At 52.5% G+C, this 21,125-nt stretch carries 19 protein-coding genes and 1 pseudogene; 10 read left to right on the forward strand and 10 right to left on the reverse strand.

Features of this window, described 5'->3' with window-relative positions; translation table 11 throughout:
* Positions 1-198 precede the first annotated feature (198 nt).
* The gene (locus AC2FGC_RS23445) at positions 199-579 is read left to right on the forward strand and encodes a hypothetical protein (RefSeq protein ID WP_170337130.1); all 381 of its coding nucleotides are present in this window, start codon (positions 199-201) and stop codon (positions 577-579) included.
* 357 nt (positions 580-936) lie between these two features.
* Here the strand turns inward: AC2FGC_RS23445 and AC2FGC_RS23450 are convergent, their stop codons facing one another.
* Complete coding sequence (locus tag AC2FGC_RS23450) at positions 937-1,761, reverse strand: hypothetical protein (protein WP_170408651.1); 825 nt, start codon at positions 1,759-1,761, stop codon at positions 937-939.
* 121 nt (positions 1,762-1,882) lie between these two features.
* On the opposite strand from AC2FGC_RS23450, the gene AC2FGC_RS23455 reads away from it, so the two are divergent.
* From AC2FGC_RS23455 to AC2FGC_RS23475, 5 genes are read left to right on the forward strand one after another with little or no spacing between them, the layout of a single operon-like run.
* Positions 1,883-2,536, forward strand: a complete 654-nt coding sequence (locus tag AC2FGC_RS23455) for a hypothetical protein (RefSeq protein WP_496783597.1) — start codon at positions 1,883-1,885, stop codon at positions 2,534-2,536.
* On the forward strand, positions 2,533-3,255 hold the full coding sequence (locus tag AC2FGC_RS23460) for a hypothetical protein (RefSeq protein ID WP_496783599.1): 723 nt from the start codon (positions 2,533-2,535) through the stop codon (positions 3,253-3,255). The genes AC2FGC_RS23455 and AC2FGC_RS23460 overlap by 4 nt, the downstream gene beginning before the upstream one ends.
* 39 nt (positions 3,256-3,294) lie before the next feature.
* The gene (locus tag AC2FGC_RS23465; protein ID WP_496783601.1) at positions 3,295-4,485 is read left to right on the forward strand and encodes a transposase family protein; all 1,191 of its coding nucleotides are present in this window, start codon (positions 3,295-3,297) and stop codon (positions 4,483-4,485) included.
* On the forward strand, positions 4,466-5,446 hold the full coding sequence (locus tag AC2FGC_RS23470) for a TniB family NTP-binding protein (RefSeq protein WP_496726652.1): 981 nt from the start codon (positions 4,466-4,468) through the stop codon (positions 5,444-5,446). Before AC2FGC_RS23465 ends, AC2FGC_RS23470 begins: the two co-directional genes overlap by 20 nt.
* On the forward strand, positions 5,418-7,247 hold the full coding sequence (locus tag AC2FGC_RS23475; RefSeq protein WP_496705834.1) for a TniQ family protein: 1,830 nt from the start codon (positions 5,418-5,420) through the stop codon (positions 7,245-7,247). Before AC2FGC_RS23470 ends, AC2FGC_RS23475 begins: the two co-directional genes overlap by 29 nt.
* On the opposite strand, the gene AC2FGC_RS23480 is transcribed toward AC2FGC_RS23475, so the two are convergent.
* From AC2FGC_RS23480 to AC2FGC_RS23495, 4 genes are all read right to left on the reverse strand, one after another.
* On the reverse strand, positions 7,244-10,612 hold the full coding sequence (locus AC2FGC_RS23480; protein WP_496783603.1) for a DEAD/DEAH box helicase family protein: 3,369 nt from the start codon (positions 10,610-10,612) through the stop codon (positions 7,244-7,246). The genes AC2FGC_RS23475 and AC2FGC_RS23480 overlap by 4 nt on opposite strands.
* Before the next feature lie 408 nt (positions 10,613-11,020).
* Positions 11,021-11,968, reverse strand: coding sequence for a PhzF family phenazine biosynthesis protein (locus AC2FGC_RS23485; RefSeq protein ID WP_496699576.1), 948 nt, complete (start codon positions 11,966-11,968; stop codon positions 11,021-11,023).
* An 18-nt stretch (positions 11,969-11,986) separates the two neighbouring features.
* Complete coding sequence (locus AC2FGC_RS23490) at positions 11,987-12,967, reverse strand: alpha/beta fold hydrolase (protein WP_281995597.1); 981 nt, start codon at positions 12,965-12,967, stop codon at positions 11,987-11,989.
* Positions 12,968-13,027: 60 nt separating this feature from the next.
* A complete protein-coding gene (locus AC2FGC_RS23495) occupies positions 13,028-13,654 on the reverse strand; it encodes a pyridoxamine 5'-phosphate oxidase family protein (protein ID WP_281995598.1) in 627 nt (208 codons plus the stop codon).
* Positions 13,655-13,736: 82 nt separating this feature from the next.
* Between AC2FGC_RS23495 and AC2FGC_RS23500 the strand changes: the two genes are divergently transcribed.
* A complete protein-coding gene (locus AC2FGC_RS23500) occupies positions 13,737-14,702 on the forward strand; it encodes a LysR family transcriptional regulator (RefSeq protein ID WP_246097326.1) in 966 nt (321 codons plus the stop codon).
* A 19-nt stretch (positions 14,703-14,721) separates the two neighbouring features.
* Here the strand turns inward: AC2FGC_RS23500 and AC2FGC_RS23505 are convergent, their stop codons facing one another.
* From AC2FGC_RS23505 to AC2FGC_RS23520, 4 genes are all read right to left on the reverse strand, one after another.
* Positions 14,722-15,291: a carboxymuconolactone decarboxylase family protein gene (locus AC2FGC_RS23505; protein ID WP_496669818.1), complete on the reverse strand. Its 570-nt coding sequence runs from the start codon at positions 15,289-15,291 to the stop codon at positions 14,722-14,724.
* A gap of 137 nt (positions 15,292-15,428) precedes the next feature.
* Positions 15,429-15,914: a YHS domain-containing (seleno)protein gene (locus tag AC2FGC_RS23510; RefSeq protein WP_496726650.1), complete on the reverse strand. Its 486-nt coding sequence runs from the start codon at positions 15,912-15,914 to the stop codon at positions 15,429-15,431.
* A gap of 48 nt (positions 15,915-15,962) precedes the next feature.
* Positions 15,963-16,829, reverse strand: coding sequence for a cysteine hydrolase family protein (locus AC2FGC_RS23515; protein ID WP_058282012.1), 867 nt, complete (start codon positions 16,827-16,829; stop codon positions 15,963-15,965).
* A 161-nt stretch (positions 16,830-16,990) separates the two neighbouring features.
* Positions 16,991-18,001 (reverse strand): AraC family transcriptional regulator, encoded by a 1,011-nt coding sequence (locus AC2FGC_RS23520; protein ID WP_496783604.1) that lies wholly within the window; start codon positions 17,999-18,001, stop codon positions 16,991-16,993.
* 194 nt (positions 18,002-18,195) lie between these two features.
* Here AC2FGC_RS23520 and AC2FGC_RS23525 point away from each other — a divergent pair, with 194 nt between their 5' ends.
* Positions 18,196-19,068, forward strand: coding sequence for a bile acid:sodium symporter family protein (locus AC2FGC_RS23525; protein WP_010443188.1), 873 nt, complete (start codon positions 18,196-18,198; stop codon positions 19,066-19,068).
* Positions 19,069-19,588: 520 nt separating this feature from the next.
* On the opposite strand, the gene AC2FGC_RS23530 is transcribed toward AC2FGC_RS23525, so the two are convergent.
* Complete coding sequence (locus tag AC2FGC_RS23530) at positions 19,589-20,170, reverse strand: TetR-like C-terminal domain-containing protein (protein WP_496783608.1); 582 nt, start codon at positions 20,168-20,170, stop codon at positions 19,589-19,591.
* A gap of 124 nt (positions 20,171-20,294) precedes the next feature.
* Between AC2FGC_RS23530 and AC2FGC_RS23535 the strand changes: the two genes are divergently transcribed.
* A complete protein-coding gene (locus AC2FGC_RS23535) occupies positions 20,295-20,885 on the forward strand; it encodes a YceI family protein (RefSeq protein ID WP_496737916.1) in 591 nt (196 codons plus the stop codon).
* A 53-nt stretch (positions 20,886-20,938) separates the two neighbouring features.
* Positions 20,939-21,125: pseudogene (locus AC2FGC_RS23540) on the forward strand (luciferase domain-containing protein); the annotation flags it as partial.

Raw genomic sequence — 21,125 nt, forward strand, 5'->3', positions numbered from 1 at the left:
CTGCAGTTCATTTCTAACCCGCTGCAAAACCCCACTCAGGACAGCATTACGCTGTTCGGCCTAAGAACCCGGATCGTTTTCTAATGCGGGGTGAAGGCAGTCACTAAGGGGTGTGCCAAAGGGCAACTAAGAGAGATCAAGCGCGTGCCGGAATTTTCAACGCCGGTCGAATGAAGTTGGGAAGCAAAGGAACAATCTATGAAGATTGCATACGGAATTCTTGCAGCCTTAGCAGTTGTGTTTTTCATCCTTGGAGGCAGCGATGCCCATGCCAAAGACAACAAGGGTAAAAAGCCGAACAAGGGGGGCAAGAACGGTGATGTCAGCATTCAGATAGAAGACAAACCCGGCAAAGGCCCAAAAGCTGTACCACCTGGACAGATCAAGCGCTACACGCGCGGTGCCAAGCTCCCATCTGACCTGGAGTTCGAGGATATTGGGGACCTTTCCAAATGGAAGCTTGGGGAGCCGGGCAAAGGAAACCGCTACATTCTGGTCGATGACGAAGTCCTCGAAGTTACGAATGACCTGTCTACCGTGGTCGATGCCGTCGGCATCGTCGGTGATCTTCTAAATTAGGCGAAAGTACGATGTTTCAGGGCAAGAACTACCTCGTTTGCCCTGACGCTGGCCGGGGCGATCATTTGTGAACCCCGGCCCAAGTTCAAAACCCGGATCCGAGGCGCTACGATGATAAAGGCCCTTCTTGTTCTTTTTGCGCTTGCTACCTTTTCGTCAGCACGCGCCCTACTCGCTCAGGAAAACGGTGCAACTGAAGTCCCGCAAACAATACGCTTTGAGGGCTATGTATAGCCCAGTCGCGAAGCAGAACTGTCGCCTTTGGTGGACAATGTGGTCAACCGGACTTTGCAAAGTCTGCTTTCTGCGCATTGCAGACCTTCGCGCACGGCATAACACCCAACATTAGAGAGTGCATCATCCCAGAACTTTTAGATCTTTTGGTGCGAGCCGACTTTTCTCCGGCAATGTCCCAAATTTAATTCCTTCGATTTCGAGTTTGTCTCGTATCGCTACAAGTTCACCCAGTTTGTACTCAGATTGCTCAGGAACAACGTATAGTACTTGAGGAACCTTTCTCAAAAGAAGTGCTGCTCTTGCCAGTTGGTCAATCAAGTAGCCAGGATCAATTCTATTCCTCGGGCCTTTGATCTCAATCGCCGCAAAAGGCTCCGAGCCTTTGTATACGATTAAGTCTGTGGCAAGAGGCTCGAACGTTCTGCCTTCTCGAACAGTCAAATTTTCCACATTGAAGATGTCACTAGTGTTCTGTTTGAAAAGCATTTTTGCGTTTACTTCGAAGTCTCGGGCTCTTCGCTGGCCGCCAAAACCACCTCTAGCAATCACGACCGCAGGCTTCTCCGCCAATCGAACTTCATCAAGAATAGACTTAGTTTCCGCCTGAGATAACTCCCCTGAAAGAACGGCATCAGCTATCTCTTTGGATTTCCTAGGGTCATACCGATCTATCCTTGAAAGCAAAATAACTTGCATCATGGCCAGCCAGTCGGGCTTTGATTCAAAAAGATCGGGTCGGTTCTGTTCTAACCATTTCGCCGCGGACATCGGATTGCGAAGGCTTGCAGGCTTTGTGCCTCTAATAGCGGCAACGCTTTGGAGTGCATCGTCCGGAAACGCGTACCCGCAGGCTTGGCTGTCTTGGACAACGCGATTCAGCCACGCTCCGAGGGCAATCCAGTTTTCAGTTTTGGCCAAATCTTGAAATTCGTCTTCAGTCATCATCGGTCGCAATCATTTTATTCGCATCGAGCCCATTGCCAATGCGAATGGATGCATGTATAGAGCCCGTATGAGGATAGATCGACACGCACCCCCGACGGCCCGACGCGTTCACAAGCGCGGAATGAAAAAACGCGCTGGCAAAATGTCTGGCGTCAAGTTCCCAGGCGTCATTCAGCTCGAAAGCCAAATGGAAGCAGCACTGGTTCGTTGCATGCAGGTCGACCCTCGTGTGGTCTCGCTTAAGCCACAGCCTTGCACAATCGACATGGGAACCGGAAGAGCATTTGCAAACAAAGAAGCGGCGCTAGAGGCTTATGAAGGGCGTCGGTACAGGCCTAAGCTTTATACACCAGACCTAGAAGTCACACATGTCGACGGCCGTTTGTTCTACTTGGACGCCAAGCACAGCGCTCACATAGATAAGAAACCTGAGTACCTGGACTATCCTTCACTTCTTGCCGAAGTCGGACTCTCGCTTGTCATTGTAACTGAGTCCTTATTGCAGGGGCCGATTGATCGAAATGCTTGGCTGCTATTGCAAGGACAAGCCGAAGAGACCGCCCCTAAACTTGCAAGCAAAATAGCGTGTCTCAAACAGCAACGTGTGACGTTCAAAGAACTAAGAGAGAACATTGGCATCCCCCAAGCGAAGATTCTTCGCCTTATTCTTGATGGCTATCTGGTGTTCGATTTTTCATGTGAAGCTCTTGGGCCATCCACGAACCTGAATACTGCGAACCGCGACCGAAGACATCTGGAGGTAATCGAATTTTGAAGCAGATTGTCAAAAGGCGGCACCAGAGAACCATCAAATATAGGGGAGAAACCTATGCTGTCGATGGAGCGATAGCTGGGCGGGATGCATATCAGATATCGAACTCCCAAGTTGATCCTTTTGAGATATCTGGACAAGAATATCGAGACCATGTGCACGATGGGCTAGTGAAGGAAGAAGGCTTCGACAAACGTCCTCGTAATGTAACCGCTAAAGATGCACGCGAAGCTCAGCTCAGACTACGCATTGTGGAAAATGCACTAAAGCTTGGGGAGGAAGGCGTTCATTGGGCAAAACGCATACCGATACTTCAACGCGAGTTCGCCGAAGAACCCACCTGCAAAATCAAGGGTAACCGTTTTCCGAGGCAATCGACTGTTCAGAATTGGGTCAAATTGTATCGGCGCGGCGGGCCGGAAGCGCTTTTGCCCAAGCACAGCAATTCAGGAAATCGTATGCCAAGGTTTGACAGCGTTTTCCACGAGATAGTGCTCGATCTATTGGAAATGCAATATACGTCGTCGGACAGACAAAATCTAACAAGTCTGTCTAGCGACGCTTATAATCAATACCAGTTGGTTTGCCATGAGAATGGCATAAAACCTGGGTGCTGCGGACGCAAGGCAGTCGAAGCGATTGTGCACACAATCCCTCATTTTGACGTTCTAAAGTGGCAACTGGGCAGTAACGAGGCGCGCCAACACATGCGAATTGCCTAAAAATACTATGATATAACAGCACCTTACGATCAAATAGAATTGGACTGCACAAAAGCTGACATAATGCTGGTTGATGATAGCGGGGAGGTAATAGGTCGGCCGTGGATTTGTGCAGCGATTGACTGTGCTACTAGTTGGATTGTCGCATTTCAGGTCTTCCTACCAGATCCATCATCAGAACATGTGGCCAAAGCTCTAAAGGAGATGATTAGCTACCCAGAGGAAGACTTTTTCGAACAGCACGAAATTGTAAACAGGAAAAAAATCGCCGCACTGCCGAAAGTGGTTGTAATGGATCAGGGTTCAGAGAACGTGGGCGAACCCATCGATGCTTTTATCGAAGTTGCTGGTGTCCATGGCCATTGGGCGCAACCTCGAAAACCCCAGGAAAAGCCGTTTATCGAAAACTTGTTCGGGGCAGTTCGAAGCAAAGTCAGCCAGCTTCCGGGTGCGACTAAGTCAAAGGCATATCCCGACCGGGATCGAACCAAAAAAGCAATGGATGAAGCCCGTCTGACGCTAAGAGTGTTCAATTCAATAATGCAACGCTGGCGCTACGACGAATATGGAAGAACTCCGAGGAGAAAAGTCCAAGACATCTTTAAACGGGGTGAAACACCTAGCGCCGCTTGGGACAGATTGGCAGATGAACACATAGTGCCAGAACCCCCGTCTTTGGACGAGCATCACGCAGCGCTGATGATCCAATCCGAATCTCGAACTCTGTGGCACTACGGTATCGAATTCGAGAGTATGCAATACAACTCTGAAGACTTGGCAAGGCTGTACCGACGACTAGGCCCGCGCCAGCGTGTTGAAATACGCTATGCTCCACTTGATGCTAGGGAAATTTTGGTCGTGGATCCGCATACAGGCGAGTTGGTGCGCGCGTCCAACAAAGCAAAAGACTTGGCAGCACTTTCTTATCGTGAGCTAAGAGAATGCCGGTCACCCAAGGCGAAACACAACGGACCAATCAAAACGGCTTTGGAGATCCACAAAGATATCCAAGCGCGCAGGACGTATAAGCAGGGCAAAAAAACTAAACTGCAAAGGAACCGCTCTGCGGAAATCGACAAGTTGCGGGCCGCTGATATGCAGAACAGAAGTTTGAAAGAACCACAACTAATTGACCAAATACGGTCAGAGGTTGGTCACAACAAGCTCGCAGTTACGAGATCAAAGAACTTGCCAAGGGTCGAAAGAAAAGATGCTGGACCAAACAACTAGTAGAGCTCTGCAAGGTGCATTCATCCGACATAGCCGCCACGAATGGGCTGTCTCGGAGATAAAACGTCTTTTGAATATTGCAGCAACCGAGGGTGGACGGATCATACCAATCTTGGGGCCGACGAGATGTGGAAAGACAGAACTGACAAAGGACTTGAAGGCACAAGTTGAAAATGACCGCCACGGCCCAAGTGCTATTCTGGTATCTTCAGATGTCATTCTGGGCCGACTTGCGCCACGGCCTTCCGAGCGGGATTATTACGGTTCCTGCTTGCGAAGCATGGGCTTTGACTTCGTAGAACGAGAGCGACCTGCCCAAATTCGAGAACGTCTCTTTCGGCTCGTAGCTGAGCACGGCATTCAAACAATCATTATCGACGAAGTGAACCATTGCGCCGAAACTCTGACTAGGCACTCGCGTCGACAAGCCGCTGATCACTTCAAGACTATTGTTGATGAAACCTCAGTCGCTCTGATTTTAGCTGGGTTGCCAATGTTCGAAGCGGTTATGGACAGCAACGAGCAGTTTGCGGGACGCTGTTTGAACACCATTCGAATGAACCCCTATTGGTGGAGCGTTGAGGCTGATCGTATCGCGTTCTGCGATGCAATCTTTGCTGCCTTCTATTGTCTTGAGGAGTCCGGCATCCTTTTGGAGTTTGACCAAGACGATATGGTACGGCGATTGTACGGTGTTTCCGGCGGACGTGTGCCAGTGGCGTTGGAAGTGCTGCGCGCGCCCCTGGCATTGGGTGCCCAAAATTCACAATACAGCACCAAAACGATTGCCAGGGCAGCGACGGATTCAGGCCTGGAGCGAGATCCGTATCAGTCGTTTTTTCAAGAAGAACCACCATCGGATACTGAGCTGATCAGGTCATACATCAGAGTCATGGCAGATGCTGGTCTCGAAGTAGAGCCTATGACGTCGCATGAGCTTGCGATTATGCGAGGTGTATGAGGTGCCGGGTTTGTTTGCAGTACCACCATTGAAAGGCGAGAGCCTTATCGGATACTTGCGTCGTCTAGCCCATGTAAATGGATACAGAGATGTCTCTGAATTTTTGACACGGTTCCGGCGGAAGTATGGGCGAATTCTAGTCGAGAACATCGAGCACTTTGAGCAAGAGATGGGCTTAGAGAAAGGTTTGTTGGTTACTATCTCCCCTTCTGCCAAACCTGAGTCACCCAGCTTAAACTGGCGTTTCGAGCGGCATCATAGCGATCCGATTTGCCCTTCATGTCTTGCCGATGGCTTACCCTTTCAACAAACTTGGCGTCATTACTTGGTGACAGCCTGTCACCATCACAAAACGCGTCTTCAAGATGTTTGCCCTGTCTGCAAAACCACATTGCGTCCGACGTCCGGCGGCTTTGATAAATGCAGATGTGGCTTTAGCTACTCCAATTTCCCACGGGTGGCAGCAAAGGACCACGAAGTGATCATCTCCGCCTTGATTGCGGGAGATTCAACGGTTGGCAAGCGGTTTCTTGACCTTGCAGGAGGGCGTCAGGTCCCAAAAGACATTGGCGCTTTTATTAATTTCCTAGCGAGTGGTTTCGCTCAGAACCGCACGGGCAAGTCTGGGAAAACACAAACACCCAAAAGCGTTGCAGATTCGTTGGAACTGATTGAGCCGTTGGCAACTGTATTTGACCATTGGCCAAATGGGTTCGAAGAACACGTTCGAGGGTTGATACTGGCAGGAAATTCAGAATCCAACTCTGTGCCGTCCATGCTCGGAAGCTGGTATCAAAGACTTATGAAGTTCGAAGATGATGCGTACCAGCCTTTCAGAGATGCAGTGTCGCGTGCTGCTTCAACCGAGTTCAAGGGAACCTACCTGGGAAAGCTAACGCCGTTGCAAGCTCGGGAATGGGTCTCGGCTAAACAAGCGGCCAAGGAACTGGGAATTTCTGCACAGCGCTTGGTGGCTGAGGTTCAGTCAGGTCAAATTGCCGGAAAGCAAGCCCGTAGCGGGTATGGGCACCGGCATACGATGATTCCACGCTTCGAAATTTCGAACATCTATCTGGATAGGAAGCGGTATTGGGATGGGTTGCAGGCCAGAGACTACCTTGGTGTTACAAGAAAGCAATTTGATCTGCTTCGCGCGTCAGAATTGATCCACGAGGTTGCTGCTGAATACCGTCCTCCACTTGTTGATGGCTGCATTGACGGTGAAAGCCTAAAAGAGCTCACAACAAACATTCGAAACTGCACTAAAGTTCAAGCGGGAGAAACTATTCCGTTCAATCAGCTCAACCTGAGGCGGACAACTGATCGAGCTGCTTTGATGCATGTTCTTCAGAAAATCTCCACAGGCGTTATCAAACCTGTTGTTGCGGAAGAAAACATGCGACTTGGTGAGTTTCATTTTTCAGTTTCCGACATCGACCGCGAACTTGGGACGCAGCGGTTGTCAAAAGACTGGACCGCAAATGATGTCGCAAAGTTGACGGGTTGGAAGGCTCAGGCGGTGACACATTGGTGCAAGCTGGGCCTGCTCGGATCACGCAAAGTTCCGCATGGCCCAAGCGAGTCTTTCTTGGTCAGACCGCAGCAGCTTGCGATCTTTCAAAGCGAGTACTTGCCGGTAGGTACACTGGCTAGGTCAAGAGGAACTACGTCCCGAAAACTCCTGTCTGATTTTGAGAGCAAAGGGATTGAGACCCATGGTGCGCAAATGGAAGGTAAGACGACGCGAGGACACTTGGTAAAACTGAGTGATCTGGCTTCGCTGCTGTCTGAGGCTGCCTAGTGCTCGCCTGCGCCATCCGAAAAGAACACCACTGAAATGCGCTGTCCAATTGCGGGTTCGTGGCCGCGTGAAACCTGATCAGCTTCTTCGATGACCCGGACCATCTTTTCATGGATCTCAACGGACGCCTGATGATCACTTTCGAGCTTTTCCAAGATAACCTGAAGCGCGATGTACCCCTTGGGAAGACCCTCATAGGCGAAGCTGTCACGCACTTCGTGTTTCGCTTGTTCCCAGAAGGGATCAAGCTCACGGCTCCACGCTTCGCACACCATTTCCACGGCCGGTAGTGAAAGATGGCCAAACCATTCTTGATCACTGAGTTCGACACCACCTTTGCGTCCCATGAACTCGGCGCAGGCTTTCATGAGGCTCTCAACGCGCGCCGGGCGCAAGTCCCACTCGGTCAGCTTGCCGATCTGCTCTGAAATCGTCTCTAGCGCTTCAGAGAGATCTTTCAGAGACATGTGGGCGTGCTCCATGCCAAGGCTTCTGGTCCGTTCGTATGCAGTCTCCAGCGATTGGACACAGGCTAGCTGGTCGCGTTCCAATATAAGGCCTGGCGCAGTATCCTTAAGAAGCAGCAGGCGAGGCGGAAAGAAGCTATTGCTCTTGCTAAGCCCTTTGAGATGTAGCGCCGTGAATTTCTCACGGGCCGATAGGAGCGCCAACTCGGCGCCCCAGGTGCCCTGGATTTTGGCCTTGTCGATGAGTTTGTAGCGGTCTTCGGGGATTGTTTGCTTGGTGCGTTCCAGCACGTCGTGAAAGTTATTGTCGCGAAGCCGCCGTGGGGATCGCAGATATTCAACAACACTATCGAGGATCAGTTCTGCGTCTTCGGTGCTTTCTTCTAAGACGGCGTCGATCAGCTCTTCCCCAGCCAAAGTTCTATAGTTCTCTATGCGCTGGGCGATTTTTTCGTCAGATGCAAACTGACCTACTGGCACGTCAATAAGGTGGTAATTGACGACCCCGAACTCACTATCGATCCTGTCGATCCTACCAAGACCTTGGATGAGCTCTTTCAGGTTCGAGGTCAGGCCAAGCAACACCAGCGTGTCTGACGACTGAAGGTTGATACCTTCAGCCATTTTGTAAGTCAGAAAAACCGAGGCAGATCCTTTTGGTTCGTTCTTTCCTCCAGGTCGGAAGTAAGACTCAACGGACTTGCCCTGTGTGATACGCTTGAAGCTGTCGGGGCCACCTCCAAAGATCGCCTTCACGGCGCGATCTTCACCCTTGGTTTGGTTTCCCACGACATAGTTGGTGTGGTGGCCTATGCGCGACAGTGCTTCTGCAAAAATCTCTAGTGTGTCCGTCCGTTCTGCGAGAAAGACGACTCTGTCTTTTTCATTTTGTATTCTCAGGCATGCCTCATACCGCTTCTCATCAAGCTCCTTGAGAACACTGAGACCCAGTTTTTGGTTTAGCGCGTCGCATTTCTTTGTGGGTTCAGGCGCTTCTATTCCCAATGCTTCGAACATGTCGGACTGGTCGCGGTGGGGCACCTTTTTCTTCGATTTCCCACCACGCTCGAAGTCGCGAAGCGATTTGCCAATAGCTCCATGAGACATCTCCCAATGGGCCTGGGCGGCGCTCACGCGCAGAATGTTCAAAAGGTTGCGGATGTAGAGTTGGTCCTGGGTGCTTTGTTGCGTGCTGACATGCCCGAACCGGCTTTTCTCGACAGCGGTCACCCTACCGCCAGGCGCAAGTTCTTTACAGAGTGCCACAATCTCATCCAGGCGTGTTTGCTGAGGCTTTGTCACCTTAAGTTTCTTTGGGCGCCCGTGGTTTTCAAGTTTCGGGTAACTGTGCTTCTTGGGATCTTCGTCCTCGCCAATGCATCGCCTTTGTCTGCGTGTCAAAAACGGAGAAACAAGTTGCGCGAGTTCGGTGCGAGCCTCTCGCGTGAGCGTCGTGTCGGGTTCTGACAAAACGGCCAGTTGTGCATCCTGGTTGAAGATATCTTTGGGAACGTGGGTTTCGCGCTCGAACAACTCACCCATGGCCTGAATGAAGGTTGGGGTCATGAAAATGGACGCCCGCTTCTCCTGCATATGGGTCAACCAGTCGACATCCAGGTTCCCGAGCAGCGTTGCCGACAGACAGACATTCCAGCTTGGTGGGGCAAGTTCGATGGCTGAAGCCATTTGAGATGCTTGTTCAAAGCCTGGTGTAACCGTGTGGCTTTCATCGATTATCAGAATGCCAAATTGATCGAGCCTGAGCCCAGATTTTTCTTCATCGCCAGCGCCGCGGAGGTGTTGTTTGGCAAGTTTGCTATTCGCGACAGGTTGGAGCGAGTTTGTCGAATACTTGCGCCAACTGGGAATAACTTTGGGCGGGGCAATTACAGCCGCATTTTTTCGCGCAACGCCATGGACGGGGGAGCGGGGCACGACTTCTGAGAATGTTTCTGACAATGCTTCGGCCAGGTGACAGCCGATCTCTGTCTTTCCTGAACCGGTTGGCGCTTCTACGAAGGCGATGCCATGGTCATAGACGATGGAACACGCCTCATAGGTCAGCTCCTGTTGATACCCAAACAGCGTATGGCTCGTGATCTCTTTTCGGGCGCCAGTGAGCCAGGGTTCAAACCCCTTTTGCTCCGAAATTGTTCGCGCCATCGCGTCTTCAGCGGTCACCGGTTTGATAAGCTTTTCGAGTATCTCCAGCGCCTCGGTATTCCAATCGACAGACACATCCCAAGCCTGCTCGGCGGCTTCTGTGCGTTCGACCTGAAGTTCATGCGTGCCCGCATCCAGGTCATCGGCATACTCGATGTTTCTGTATAGCCCTGAGTAGGAAAAGTTTGCGGACCCGGCGACGGCACCTTTTGGGGAACTGACGATTTTTGAGTGTAGCCGCCGATCCCCAGATATACCCAACTTGCGTTTGGCGAGCTCCGGATCGAAGACACGCAGATCAATTTTCCCGGTTTTGATGGCGTGTTTTGCCAGCACTGCGATGAGATCGTGATTCTCTTCCACTTGAAGCCCGGAGCGCTCCAGCCAGTAGAGTTTCATTTCTTGGGTGACTGGTTTGGGGTTTGTCAGTCTTTTGGTATTAGCCGTGTCGATCCCGAACGATATCCGGATCCGGATATCGCTGTCGTTTTCCAGATCCCTCAGCTCGGGCAATTCCTTCATCAAAATCGACAGCGAAGACAAGAAGTCCTGATACCCGGTGACAATCAGACAATCCCCGGAGGTGATGTGGGGTCGATAAAGATTGATGACCGGCCGGTCGATATTGGTGCCGACCTTCGCAACCGGTTCGGCATCAAGCTCGCTTGCGGGCTTTTGATTTGCTTCGGTGAGCTGCTTTGGCTTGGAACGCAGCCAATCAGGGAGTGAAAACAATGAACAAGTCTTGGTTTAAGGACACTTAGTCTAATAGTGATACTGCGGGCATCGTCCTTCAAGACGTCACCGGAAGAAACATTCGTTTTCCTGAAACTGTCGGAAATTCGCACCGGTTTTGTGGCAGAAAGCCGGGATTTCGAGATTTAACATAAGTCGCGATTATGCAGCGTTTTCGCTCTCGTCAGCCAACCACCTGCTGCACCCGAACAACGGTCAGTCGTGAAATCTAGATCAGTTGTAGCGTTGAGCCGAGAACACAAAGTGCTTGTCCGTGCCGTAAGGTCAGCGATGCGCAGGAATCCGGACTTTGCAAAATTCAGCGGACGGCCCAATTCGGACGTGGCCCGATGGGCGTCGTTGCTGCGGTGCGGCCCGCCAAGCCAGCCATTCGCCGCGAGCGCAACGCTAGAAACTAATTCGACGCGAGCACATGACCTTGCCGAAACCACCTGCCAAGAGGCCAGAGATTGTTCCATTGTCGATTTCCAGATCGACTTTTATCAGGCTCGGACTCGCCGGGTTCATAAACACCCCTTGTTCGATTTGAAATGATCGTTGAGATGATACGACAAAGTCGTGCAATACACATGCTAAGGGCCCCGCAGCCATCCCCGTCGCGGCTTCTTCCTCAATCGCGTATCGGGGCGCAAACATGCGGGTTGTAGCGTCTCGGTCGGTCGCCGATGGGTCTCTTGTGAAGACGTAGTAGCCGATCAAATCCAGTCGTTCGCTGATTTGCGTGATTTTGGCAAAATCTGGTTTCACATTGGCAAGACCATCGGCATCAGCGAGGCCGATGACAATGAAACTGTTACCGGTATTGACTAAAACCGGTGGTATTTCCTGATCAAGATGATGTCTGTTGATCCCAAGGGAGTTCAGTACATCGTCGATGCTTACACCTTTTTCCACCCAGTCCTCTGGTATCGCGTATTTTGGGGCCAGCTGTTCCATATAGGCGGCACCCTCTTTCATTAGTATGCGCCTTGGCCCATCAACTGTCTCCTTCGAGGTGTTGGGATTGGGAATCCGGCCCAGCGCGTCAAGGTGAGAGAAGGCGGCAATTGTTGCATGACCGCAATGAGCGATGCGCCTGTTCGGTGTGAAGAAATCCAGTTTGAAGCCCTCTGTCTTGGACTGCGACACAAAGGCCGTTTCGGACAATCCAACCCTTGCCGCGACGGTTTGCATATCCTGTTCGCCCAATTCATCAGCATCCAGGACGACGCCTGCGGGATTTCCACCGGCGCCACCGTCGACAAAGCCGTGTACGATTTCAACCGTTACCTGTCTGACAGTATTTGCTTGCGTATTCATTGGTTTTCTCCATGCGTCGGCCGCACCTTTGAGCATGGTGCGGCCAGTTTTACGTCAGTTGCTGGCGGCGGTGATGCGGTTCAGAAAGGCGGTCATTTGCGCCGCAATCTCGGGCCCATATTCTTCCAGCGCGAAGTGACCCGTATCGAGCAGATGAAACTCGAGATCATTCAGATCGCGTTCATAGGGATAGGCGCCTTCGACCGGAAAGATGTGATCATTCTTACCCCACATCAGTAGCGCCGGGGGTTGATGCTTCCGAAACAGCGCTTGCCATTTTGGGTACTCGGCAACATTGGTGCCGTAGTCTAGGAAGAGTTCAAGTTGCACCTCTTGATTACCTTCGCGGTCGAGCAGGTATTGGACATGCCAATAATTGTCGGGACTGATCAGTTCCGGTTTTTTAACGCCGTGGGTGAACTGCCATTTGGTTGCATCCAGAGTGAGGAATCCACGAAGCTGGTCGCCGTTCTCTTGCGATGGCTCGGCCCAATAGGCTTTGATTGGATCCCAGAACTCGCGCAGCCCTTCCTCGTAAGCATTCCCGTTTTGAATGATGAAGCCGGTTACCCGCTCGGGCTGTTCCGCAAACATTCGGAAACCAACCGGGGCACCATAGTCCATCAAATAGACCGAGTACTGTTCGACTCCCTTCCGGTCGAGCAGCGATGTCATCATTTCGGAGATGTTCGCGAAGGAATACTCGAAGCCTTCGGCCTTTGGCATCTCCGACGCTCCAAATCCGGGAAAATCGGGTGCGATCACGTGGTAGTGCTTGGCCAGTTCAGGGATAAGGTTGCGGAACATATGTGATGAGGTCGGAAAGCCGTGAAGCAGCAGGACAGTAGGTCTGTTTGGATCTCCTGCTTCACGATAGGCGATAGCGATGTCGCCGATTTCTTCCGTGCGGAAGCTGACAGCCTGCGTAGCTTCAATTCCAGTCTCTGCGGCGATTGCTGGCGCCGGTGTAAATGGCGCAGCAATGGAAAGTGCGAGAATGCTGGCGCTCAGGACGGATTTCAGATTGCGCGACATGGATGTTTCCTTTCTTCAGGTTACGGCGTGCGTTCTTGAACGCGCGGGGCTTGATATCGGTCAGTTTTGCTGACCCAGTGCCTCTTCGAGCCTTGCGTTTCGAGCTTTCAGTGCTTCCAGCTCAGTGCGAAGCGGGACGAGGTAATCTTCAAATTCTTCAAGGGTCAGGCGTTGGGGGATGTGCTGCGGGCAGTTCCAGTCCATCGCCTCAAGCTTGATCACAATCGCCCGCTCAGGATGAGCGCGATAGCCCGGCTCACTCAGGCGTTGCATCAGCGCCGGATCGGCATTGGCATCAATGAGTTTCGCCCGACCCCAGATCTTGAGGCGTCGCTGATTGGGATAATCCATCAGGATCAGCGAGATTCGGTCATTGCCCAGCAGATTCCCAGTGCTGAGATATTGCCGGTTGCCGAGGAAATCGGCGTAGGCAAGTGTCCGTTCATCCAACACTTTCAGAAAACCCGCTGGTCCACCGCGAAATTGTACATAGGGCCAGCCGGTTTCCGAGACTGTTGCCTGATAGAAGCCGTCTCTTTGCCCGATGAACCTGGCCTCGACCGGGCTGATTGAGTCCTCCTGACGCGTGCCGTCCAGAAACTTCGCGTAGCCGTTAGCTGACCCGTTTTTGGCCTGCGTTTCGCGAACGGAGGGCGTGAAGCTGATCTCTGCAAAGGGTCGTGCCATTGAATTCTCCATCTCGGCCTGGGCGATGCCCTGGGACTGAGGTGAAGTTAATTGGAGCTTTCAAGTTGCGGAATTTGGATACTTGGCAATATATTATTCAAAAATATGGAATAATATCTTGGACAGATTTCACGCGTTAAAAGTCTTTGTGAAGGTCGCCGAACTAAAAGGTTTCGCTGCTGCGGCCCGCGACCTCAACATGTCACCACCGACAGTGACCCGAATGGTTTCTATGCTTGAGGACAGCCTCGGGCTACGTCTTTTTGTACGCACAACGCGCTCAGTGATGCTGACTGATAGCGGGCAAAGGTTTTTTGAGGATGCCAGACGTATTCTGGCTGACCTTGAAGAGGCCGAGCGCGCCGCTGTCGGTTCCTATGCCGAACCGACCGGGGAAATTAGTGTTACTGCATCTGTCCTGTTTGGCCGTATGTTCGTCACTCCAATTTTGGGCGAATTTCTGGATCTGTATCCAAAGCTCTCAGCGCGCACGCTCTATGTGGACCGAGTGGTCAATCTGATTGATGAGGGTCTCGACGTCGGGATCAGAATTGGCAACCTCGCTGATTCCAGTTTGATGGCTGTCAGGTGTGGTACGGTGAGGCAGGTCGCGTTTGCTTCCCGTAAATATCTTGACCAATATGGCGAACCAGATACGCCCGATGATTTATCCTGCCACGCAATCATTAATTCAACTGCCTTGAATGCATCGGCCCAATGGCATTTTCAACGGGGCAGAAAGACTGTCACCAAACGCATGAGCCCACGCATCAGCATGAACACAAATGACGCTGTGATCGAGTTGGCCTTGCAAGGTCATGGTGTCGGGCGGCTTCTGTCCTATCAAGTCGCACCCTACATTGCAGATGGGCGGCTCAAGACTGTTCTAAAGTCGTATGAACCACCCGAAGTCCCCATCCATCTTGTGCATCAAGAGGGACGAACCGTGTCTGCGAAGGTGCGCACCTTTGTTGACTTTGCTGTCGGACGTCTAAAATCAGATCCCCTTCTTGTCGGGAATCAAACACAGGTCCAAAAGCAAGATTAACAAATGGGCGGGCGTCGCGCTATTCAGCCACTGCCGCGACCGAGGCGATCCATGCATTTGGCACAAAGGCATCATCCAACGCGGTTTCCGCCACATGGTTCGTATAGTTCGACAGGGTTTTCAACGCTGTGCCGAGGATGACTTCCAGCATAGATCGGCGTGTGTAACCAGCCGTCAGAAACGCTTCGACCTGTGCGTCGCTGGGCCAGCCTCGGCTTTCGTTGATCACGATGGCGAATTTGCGCAGTGCTTCCAATTTGGGGTCGGCGATAGGGCTGCCATCGCGTAACGCTGCGATCACGTCTTCGGGGACACCGGCCATCTGTGAAAGAGTGGTATGGGCGGCCATGCAGTACTTGCACCCGTTCAACCGGTTGTTAGTCATAAGGATGATCTGGCGCTCAGTCTCTGACAGGCTGGTCTTTCCAAAGATGTTGGAAAGTGTCGTATAGCCTTCCAAAATTGCGGGCGCTTCGGCCATGGCCGCATAAAGGTTGGGCACAAAACCATATCCTTTCAGCGATGCTTCCAGAATTGGTTTCGCGGCATCAGGGGCTGAGGCGATTGTATAGGTCTCAAAATCAGTCATGTCTGGTTTCCTTTGGGAAGAGTTTTCGACGCACGCAAATTGTCATTGCGGACAGGGCGTCTTGGAGAAATGCCGGCCTTTTGGGGAGGGGAGAGGCAGCGGTGGCTCCGACCGGCAAAAGCCACCAAATTCCTCGATCAAAGGCTGCCGACAGGCGTGTGGTGGATGTCTGCCCACTTGGCATGGGCGCCTTGGATCACGGTCTCTTTGTCCCCAAGGTACTTCTTGAAGATTTCCTCATTCACAAAGAGATAGAGCTTGTCGTCCACGATATCGGCATACCGAACATCGCCATCAAGCTTCTTGCCTACATAGACACCAAAGGCGCAGAACCCGCCGAATTGAGGCAGATGTGCCGTCGGATCCGCCTCGAATGTGGCTTTCGCTGCCTGCGACGCAAAATAGTAGTCCACTCCATCATGGGCCGATGTAAAAGTGGCGTTGCCCATTTCGGGTATTTCGGCTTCAAACATCGATACAGGATCGACGCCATGCATGCCGAGGGGCTGCCCAGTCAAGGTAAGACTGTTCGAAACGTTGTATTCATCGTCAGCCAATGCCGCCGCCGCCAGGGCGAGAGTCAACGCTGTTGTAAGCGCGGGAAATGTAAAGATGCGTGTCATGATATGTCCTTTCAGGATGCTAGGATCAAATTTGAAGATCGATTTGGGTCAGGCCGATTGGCCAATGCGCTCAACCGCGTCGTCGGTCCACCAGACGCCGTTGGCGACCATGCGGAAGTTGATGATGGCGGCGAGATACCCGTCACCTTCAGGCACCTTGGCCCCGGCTGTGGCATCGCGAACGACAGCGACCTCGTAGCCCAGCTCCAGCAGCTCGTAGAGATGCGCCTGCGTACACAGGTTCGCCGACATCCCCGCGAGGATCACCTTGTCGATCTTGCGTTTACGCAATTGCAGGTTCAGGTCATTCTGAGCAGGGCTGTAAACCTTGTGTGGCGAGCAAATGATGGTTTCGCCATCCTCGATGTACTTCTTGTATTGCGGCATCCAGTCGGCACCTGAGCCCTCGAAGTTGTCCAAATTGAGCGGTCCCAGGCGGTCAAACATGCCGATGCTGTGCATCGTCGCTTCCAGAGTGCCCTCGAACTCCCATTTGTGGTCATGTGGGTAGTAATAGTGGGGCGAGATGAAGACCGGCATCCCCGCAGCCTTGGCGGCAATGAAAAGCCGTTCGATATTGTCGACCGTGCCCTGTTCGGTCACGCTTTCGCCAACGACGCCCCACGTCACACCGTCCTCTGACAAAAAATCAATCTGGGGGTCGGTCACCACAAGCGCAGTACGCCCCGGCTCGATGGTCATGTCGATTTGGGGAAGGCCTGGATTTTCCGGGTCAGCATAGTAGGCGCGTGCTTCGTCGGTCGCGGCAAGGGCCTGCCCGCCAGCCACTATTGTTGTACCTGCCGCGGCCGCACCGGCGGCTTGTTGCAAGAGTCGCCGGCGCGCCATATCAACGCGTTCGGGCGTGACGTCGCAAGCGCAGCTTGCTCCATGTTTGTGGTCATGATTGCTCATTGCAAATTTCCTTTGTCTGAGAGGGGCAAATGGGTTTGCTTTACTCGGCAGCGCCCCAGGTGGATCTGACAAAGAAGAAGTTATGCACCACATCGATTGAGGTATCGGCCCGCCCTGCCAAGGTTTTGGCCGAACCTGCCATGTGGTCTTGAGGTGTGTGCCTAGTCGGAGGTCGCTTGCTGCCTGAATCGTGCCGGAGCCTGGCCAACCCAGCGCTTGAAGGCGCGGCTGAACGTGCTCTGTTCCGAAAACCCGGTCATAAAGGCGATCTCGGCTATGGAAGCCTTACCGTCACGGAGCAGGTCACGAGCAAGTGCAACTTGTGCCTGACCAAGAACGTCGCGATAGGTCAGCCCTTCCTCGGCCAACCTGCGGTAAAGCGTGCGCTCGCTCATTCCCATCTCTTGTGCGACATGCGCTGCTTGCGGCGCGCCGTTACTCAGGGCCGGTGTAAGCCGGTGGACAATTGCTTGGCTCAGTGAGGTGTCGTCATCGCGAGAGTTGAACTCCTCATCCAGGTGCTTCGTCATGAAATCTGACAAGCCCGGATCGCCAAGACGATTTTCGCTTTCCAGCATAGCAGGGCGCATAGCAATGGCGTTGTGGGCGCTCCCAAATCGAACCGGGCACCCGAAATATTCGGCGTAACGCTCTGGTTCTTGTCTGCATGGATGCTGAAACGTGACATATGCAAGCGACAACCCATCACCCACAAACCGATACATGTTCCTCGCAAAGGCCGCAAGCGCGCATTCGTTGCGCAGCTCCAAGGCAGCGCGATGTGATGTTTGTCCCTCAAAAATCCAAAGGACCGGATCGCCGGTTTCATCAAGTCTGTAAACTGCGGTGTCCGTTACGAGACGAAAATAACGCTCGATCCGTTGCAAAGATTGCCGCAAGGTCGGAGCTGTCTTTACGGCTAGGCCAAGGACGCCGAGATCATCGGTTGCAATCGCGTTCGCATAGGCCTCAACCAACGCGGCCTCGTCCGCTTGTTGCGCACGAATCCAATCGATCAGATCGAAATACGCATCATCCGCCAATTGGCCGTCTTGAGCTTCTGGTAGACGCAGCACGACAGCGCCATTCGAAATCAGGGCGCCATCGTCGTTTAGCGTCATCCCGGCGGCGTTGGCCATCGCGCGGGCGAATGCGTAAGTTACACTTGCCATACAGTGAGATTAGCACTGGAAAGCTCTTTCACGCCAGATCGTCCAACCCTGTGATAGGTATAATAAATAGAGACAGCCTCGATCTTCGGGCGCTTGAGGATAAATGCGCCAAACTGATAACACTCGTCATCAGGTTTTCTGAACGGTATCGTCCGAAAGCGTGCGGAAGCATGCAGCCATAGAGGTCATGGTAGATGGGCGAAATTTTCATATCTGTGCTGCTGCCGCTCGCAGTTGTTGTCATCATGTTCTGCCTTGGCCTCGGACTCACAGCGGCTGACTTTCAACGTATCGGACGACGTCCACGGGCCTTTTGCGTCGGCGCTCTCAACCAGATCATTTTGCTGCCTTGCATCGCTTTGATGGTGACTTTTATCTTTGGGATTTCCGCTGAGGCAGCCGTTGGCATCATGATTTTAGCGGCCTGTCCGGGCGGGGCGATCAGTAACATCGTGACCAAGCTTTCGAATTGGGATGTCGCTTTGTCCGTTACTCTTACAGCAGTCTTCAGTCTGACTTGTGTCGTTACCGTACCGCTCATCCTGGGGTTTTCGATGCAGATGTTCATGGGGGCAACTGCGCCCGCTATCGACATTTCTTCGACGGCTTTAGCAATGTTTTTTTTAACAGCTTCACCGATCCTAGCCGGGGTGATCGCGCGATCCTTGGCGCCGCGAATTGTAGCTGCGGTCGAACCAATCTTTAGCAAGGTCTCTATGCTACTTTTTGCGATGGTCATCGGAGGCGCTATCATTTCAAACTGGGTGGTGGTCGCGGATAACTACCTTAGGCTTGGACCCGCACTTTTTGTTGTAGGTGCGTCACTCACGTTTATTGGCATCATGAGTTCAGGGATGCTCGGATGCACAGACATCGAGGCGAAGACGATTTCAATTGAGACCGGCGTTCAAAACGGAGCTTTGGGAATCGCAATTGCCACTTTGCTGTTGCCTAACACCAATGGGTTAAGCGAATATGCCATACCATCCGCAATTTATAGCGTGGTCTGGATCGTAACAATGTTGCCTGTCTTCGCCCTGCTTGCGCGAAGAAGCCCAATTTCATGATCCTGACGCCTATTCGCTAGCTTTGGTTATGCGCTGAGCCAAGCCCCTTTGTTTCCATGCCAGAGCGCCGTCTGGTCAAAGAGCGATCAAGGAGCTCCAAAGCCCGTTGTGGAACGGCCGCTTTGGCGATTTTCCCTGTTGAAGGGAAGAGCTGTTGCTGCCAGTGCGGTGGATCCTGCGTCAGCGAAGGTGTAGACGCCAAGGTCAGTTTTGTCCGCAAGTCGGAATTGCAAAGTCTTGGATTAAGTGTCCGGATTGGGCTGGACCTGCCAAACATGCAAGCCGCGGAGAATGGCCGCATCGAGCCCACTTTGGCCGATGCCGCGCGTTGCCCGAATTACAGAAATGCGCAGAACGCGGACTTTGCAAAATTCGAAGAACGATCATTGCGAGTCTTTGCCGAGACCTTTTGGAGCAACCGCTATTGGGAACTAGCTGGATATGCTTTTGATCTAATCTGCTGCTCTGCCGAAATCTCGCGCCTGTTGCAGGTCGCTTTGATTGCAAAGTCAGGCGATGGTCACTGTCCCGAATTGGTTTTCGCGATACTGCAAAGCAGATCAACATGTCGATCCAACCAATCCTCGTCCAGTGCTTCGTGACGTATGAGCTTGCGGAAATAAGGTGCCGCGACTGCTAGTTCTATAAGCTGTTCAACCGGAACATTCGTGGCGATCTCACCGCGGTCTATTGCGGCTGCAAATACTGCTTCAACACTTGCGAACCTGTCTTTCATGAATTCAGTGATCACCAACCGCGCTTCTTCGTCGGTGGACGCAGCAGCGACCACCTGAGGCGCGATTTGGCCCCATGGTGTGTCATTAAAGGCTCCCATCAGTACGCCGAGTAACCAGCGCAGGTCAGATCGCAGCGGGCCATCGGTTTTGGGTGGAATGTTCGGCGGTGTTGCGATGCGCCTGAACGCTGCATCACGCAGACTACGCGCATCTGGCCAGTGCCTGTAAAGTGTACTGCGCGAAATGCCCGTTGCCTTCGAAACTGCGCCATGAGTTACGTGCAGCACGCCCTCATCCACTAGTATCCTTTGCGCCGCATCAAGCGCGGCCTGCCGTGTGGCGATCAGCCTAGGATCTTCTTTCAATCGCCCCTCCTATGGAACATTCTGTTGCACAGTAGAACATTTTGTTCTAAAAGTATGATCAGCTAAAAACTAAAACTCAATACTCAATTCCGCAAACACGTCTTGTCAAAATGGGAGCGTATCAATGTTCAAAGTGGCAGCAACCCCGCTGGCGGTACTCTTATCGATGGGTGCGACAACCGCATTGTCCGAGAGTGGCACCTACGAGCTGGATCCTGGACACAGCCAGGTATTGTTCAGCTACGACCACATCGGGTTCTCAGAAACATTTGGAATGTTCTCAGGTTTTAACGGCGAGATAGAGTTCAACGAAGATGATCCGTCTGCGTCGTCTGTCACAGTGTCTATGCCTGTAAAATCCATGATCACGGGCTGGGATGCCCGTTTGCAACACTTCATGTCCGATGACTTTTTCAGCGCGAGCGACGGTGACGTGGTCACATTCGCCTCAACCAGCATTGAAGTGACCGGGGACAATTCCGCGGATATTTCTGGCGACTTGACCATGAATGGCGTCACCAAGCCTGTTGTTCTGGAAACAACGCTTAACAAGTCAGCGCCATACCCGTTTGGCCCAAAAGAGGGCACGCCGACCTTGGGGCTGGCTGCCACGGCGACTATCGTGCGGTCTGAATTCGGACTTGGGGCCTTTGCACCTGCGGTGAGCGACGAAATAGAGCTCTTGATCAATATCGAAGCGTTAAAAGCTGAATGATGCGTGCAGGGACACCGATACGGCGCTGAGCACTCAATCTTTGATTTTGGCGGATGGTCAACACGATGAATGTACACCTGAGAACATTGGCGGTTGCTGCGACGGTAGTGACATTGATGTGCTCGATGGCGTCCGCGCAAGAGCGCTCCTTGCCGGAGCGCATCTCGCCCCGTCCTGAAACGACAAGCGGCGTGCCGCACACTCAGATTGGTGTCGAAATTAATGCCGATTTGGCCCAGC

The sequence above is a fragment of the Ruegeria sp. CDSC054 genome (assembly GCF_059610645.1).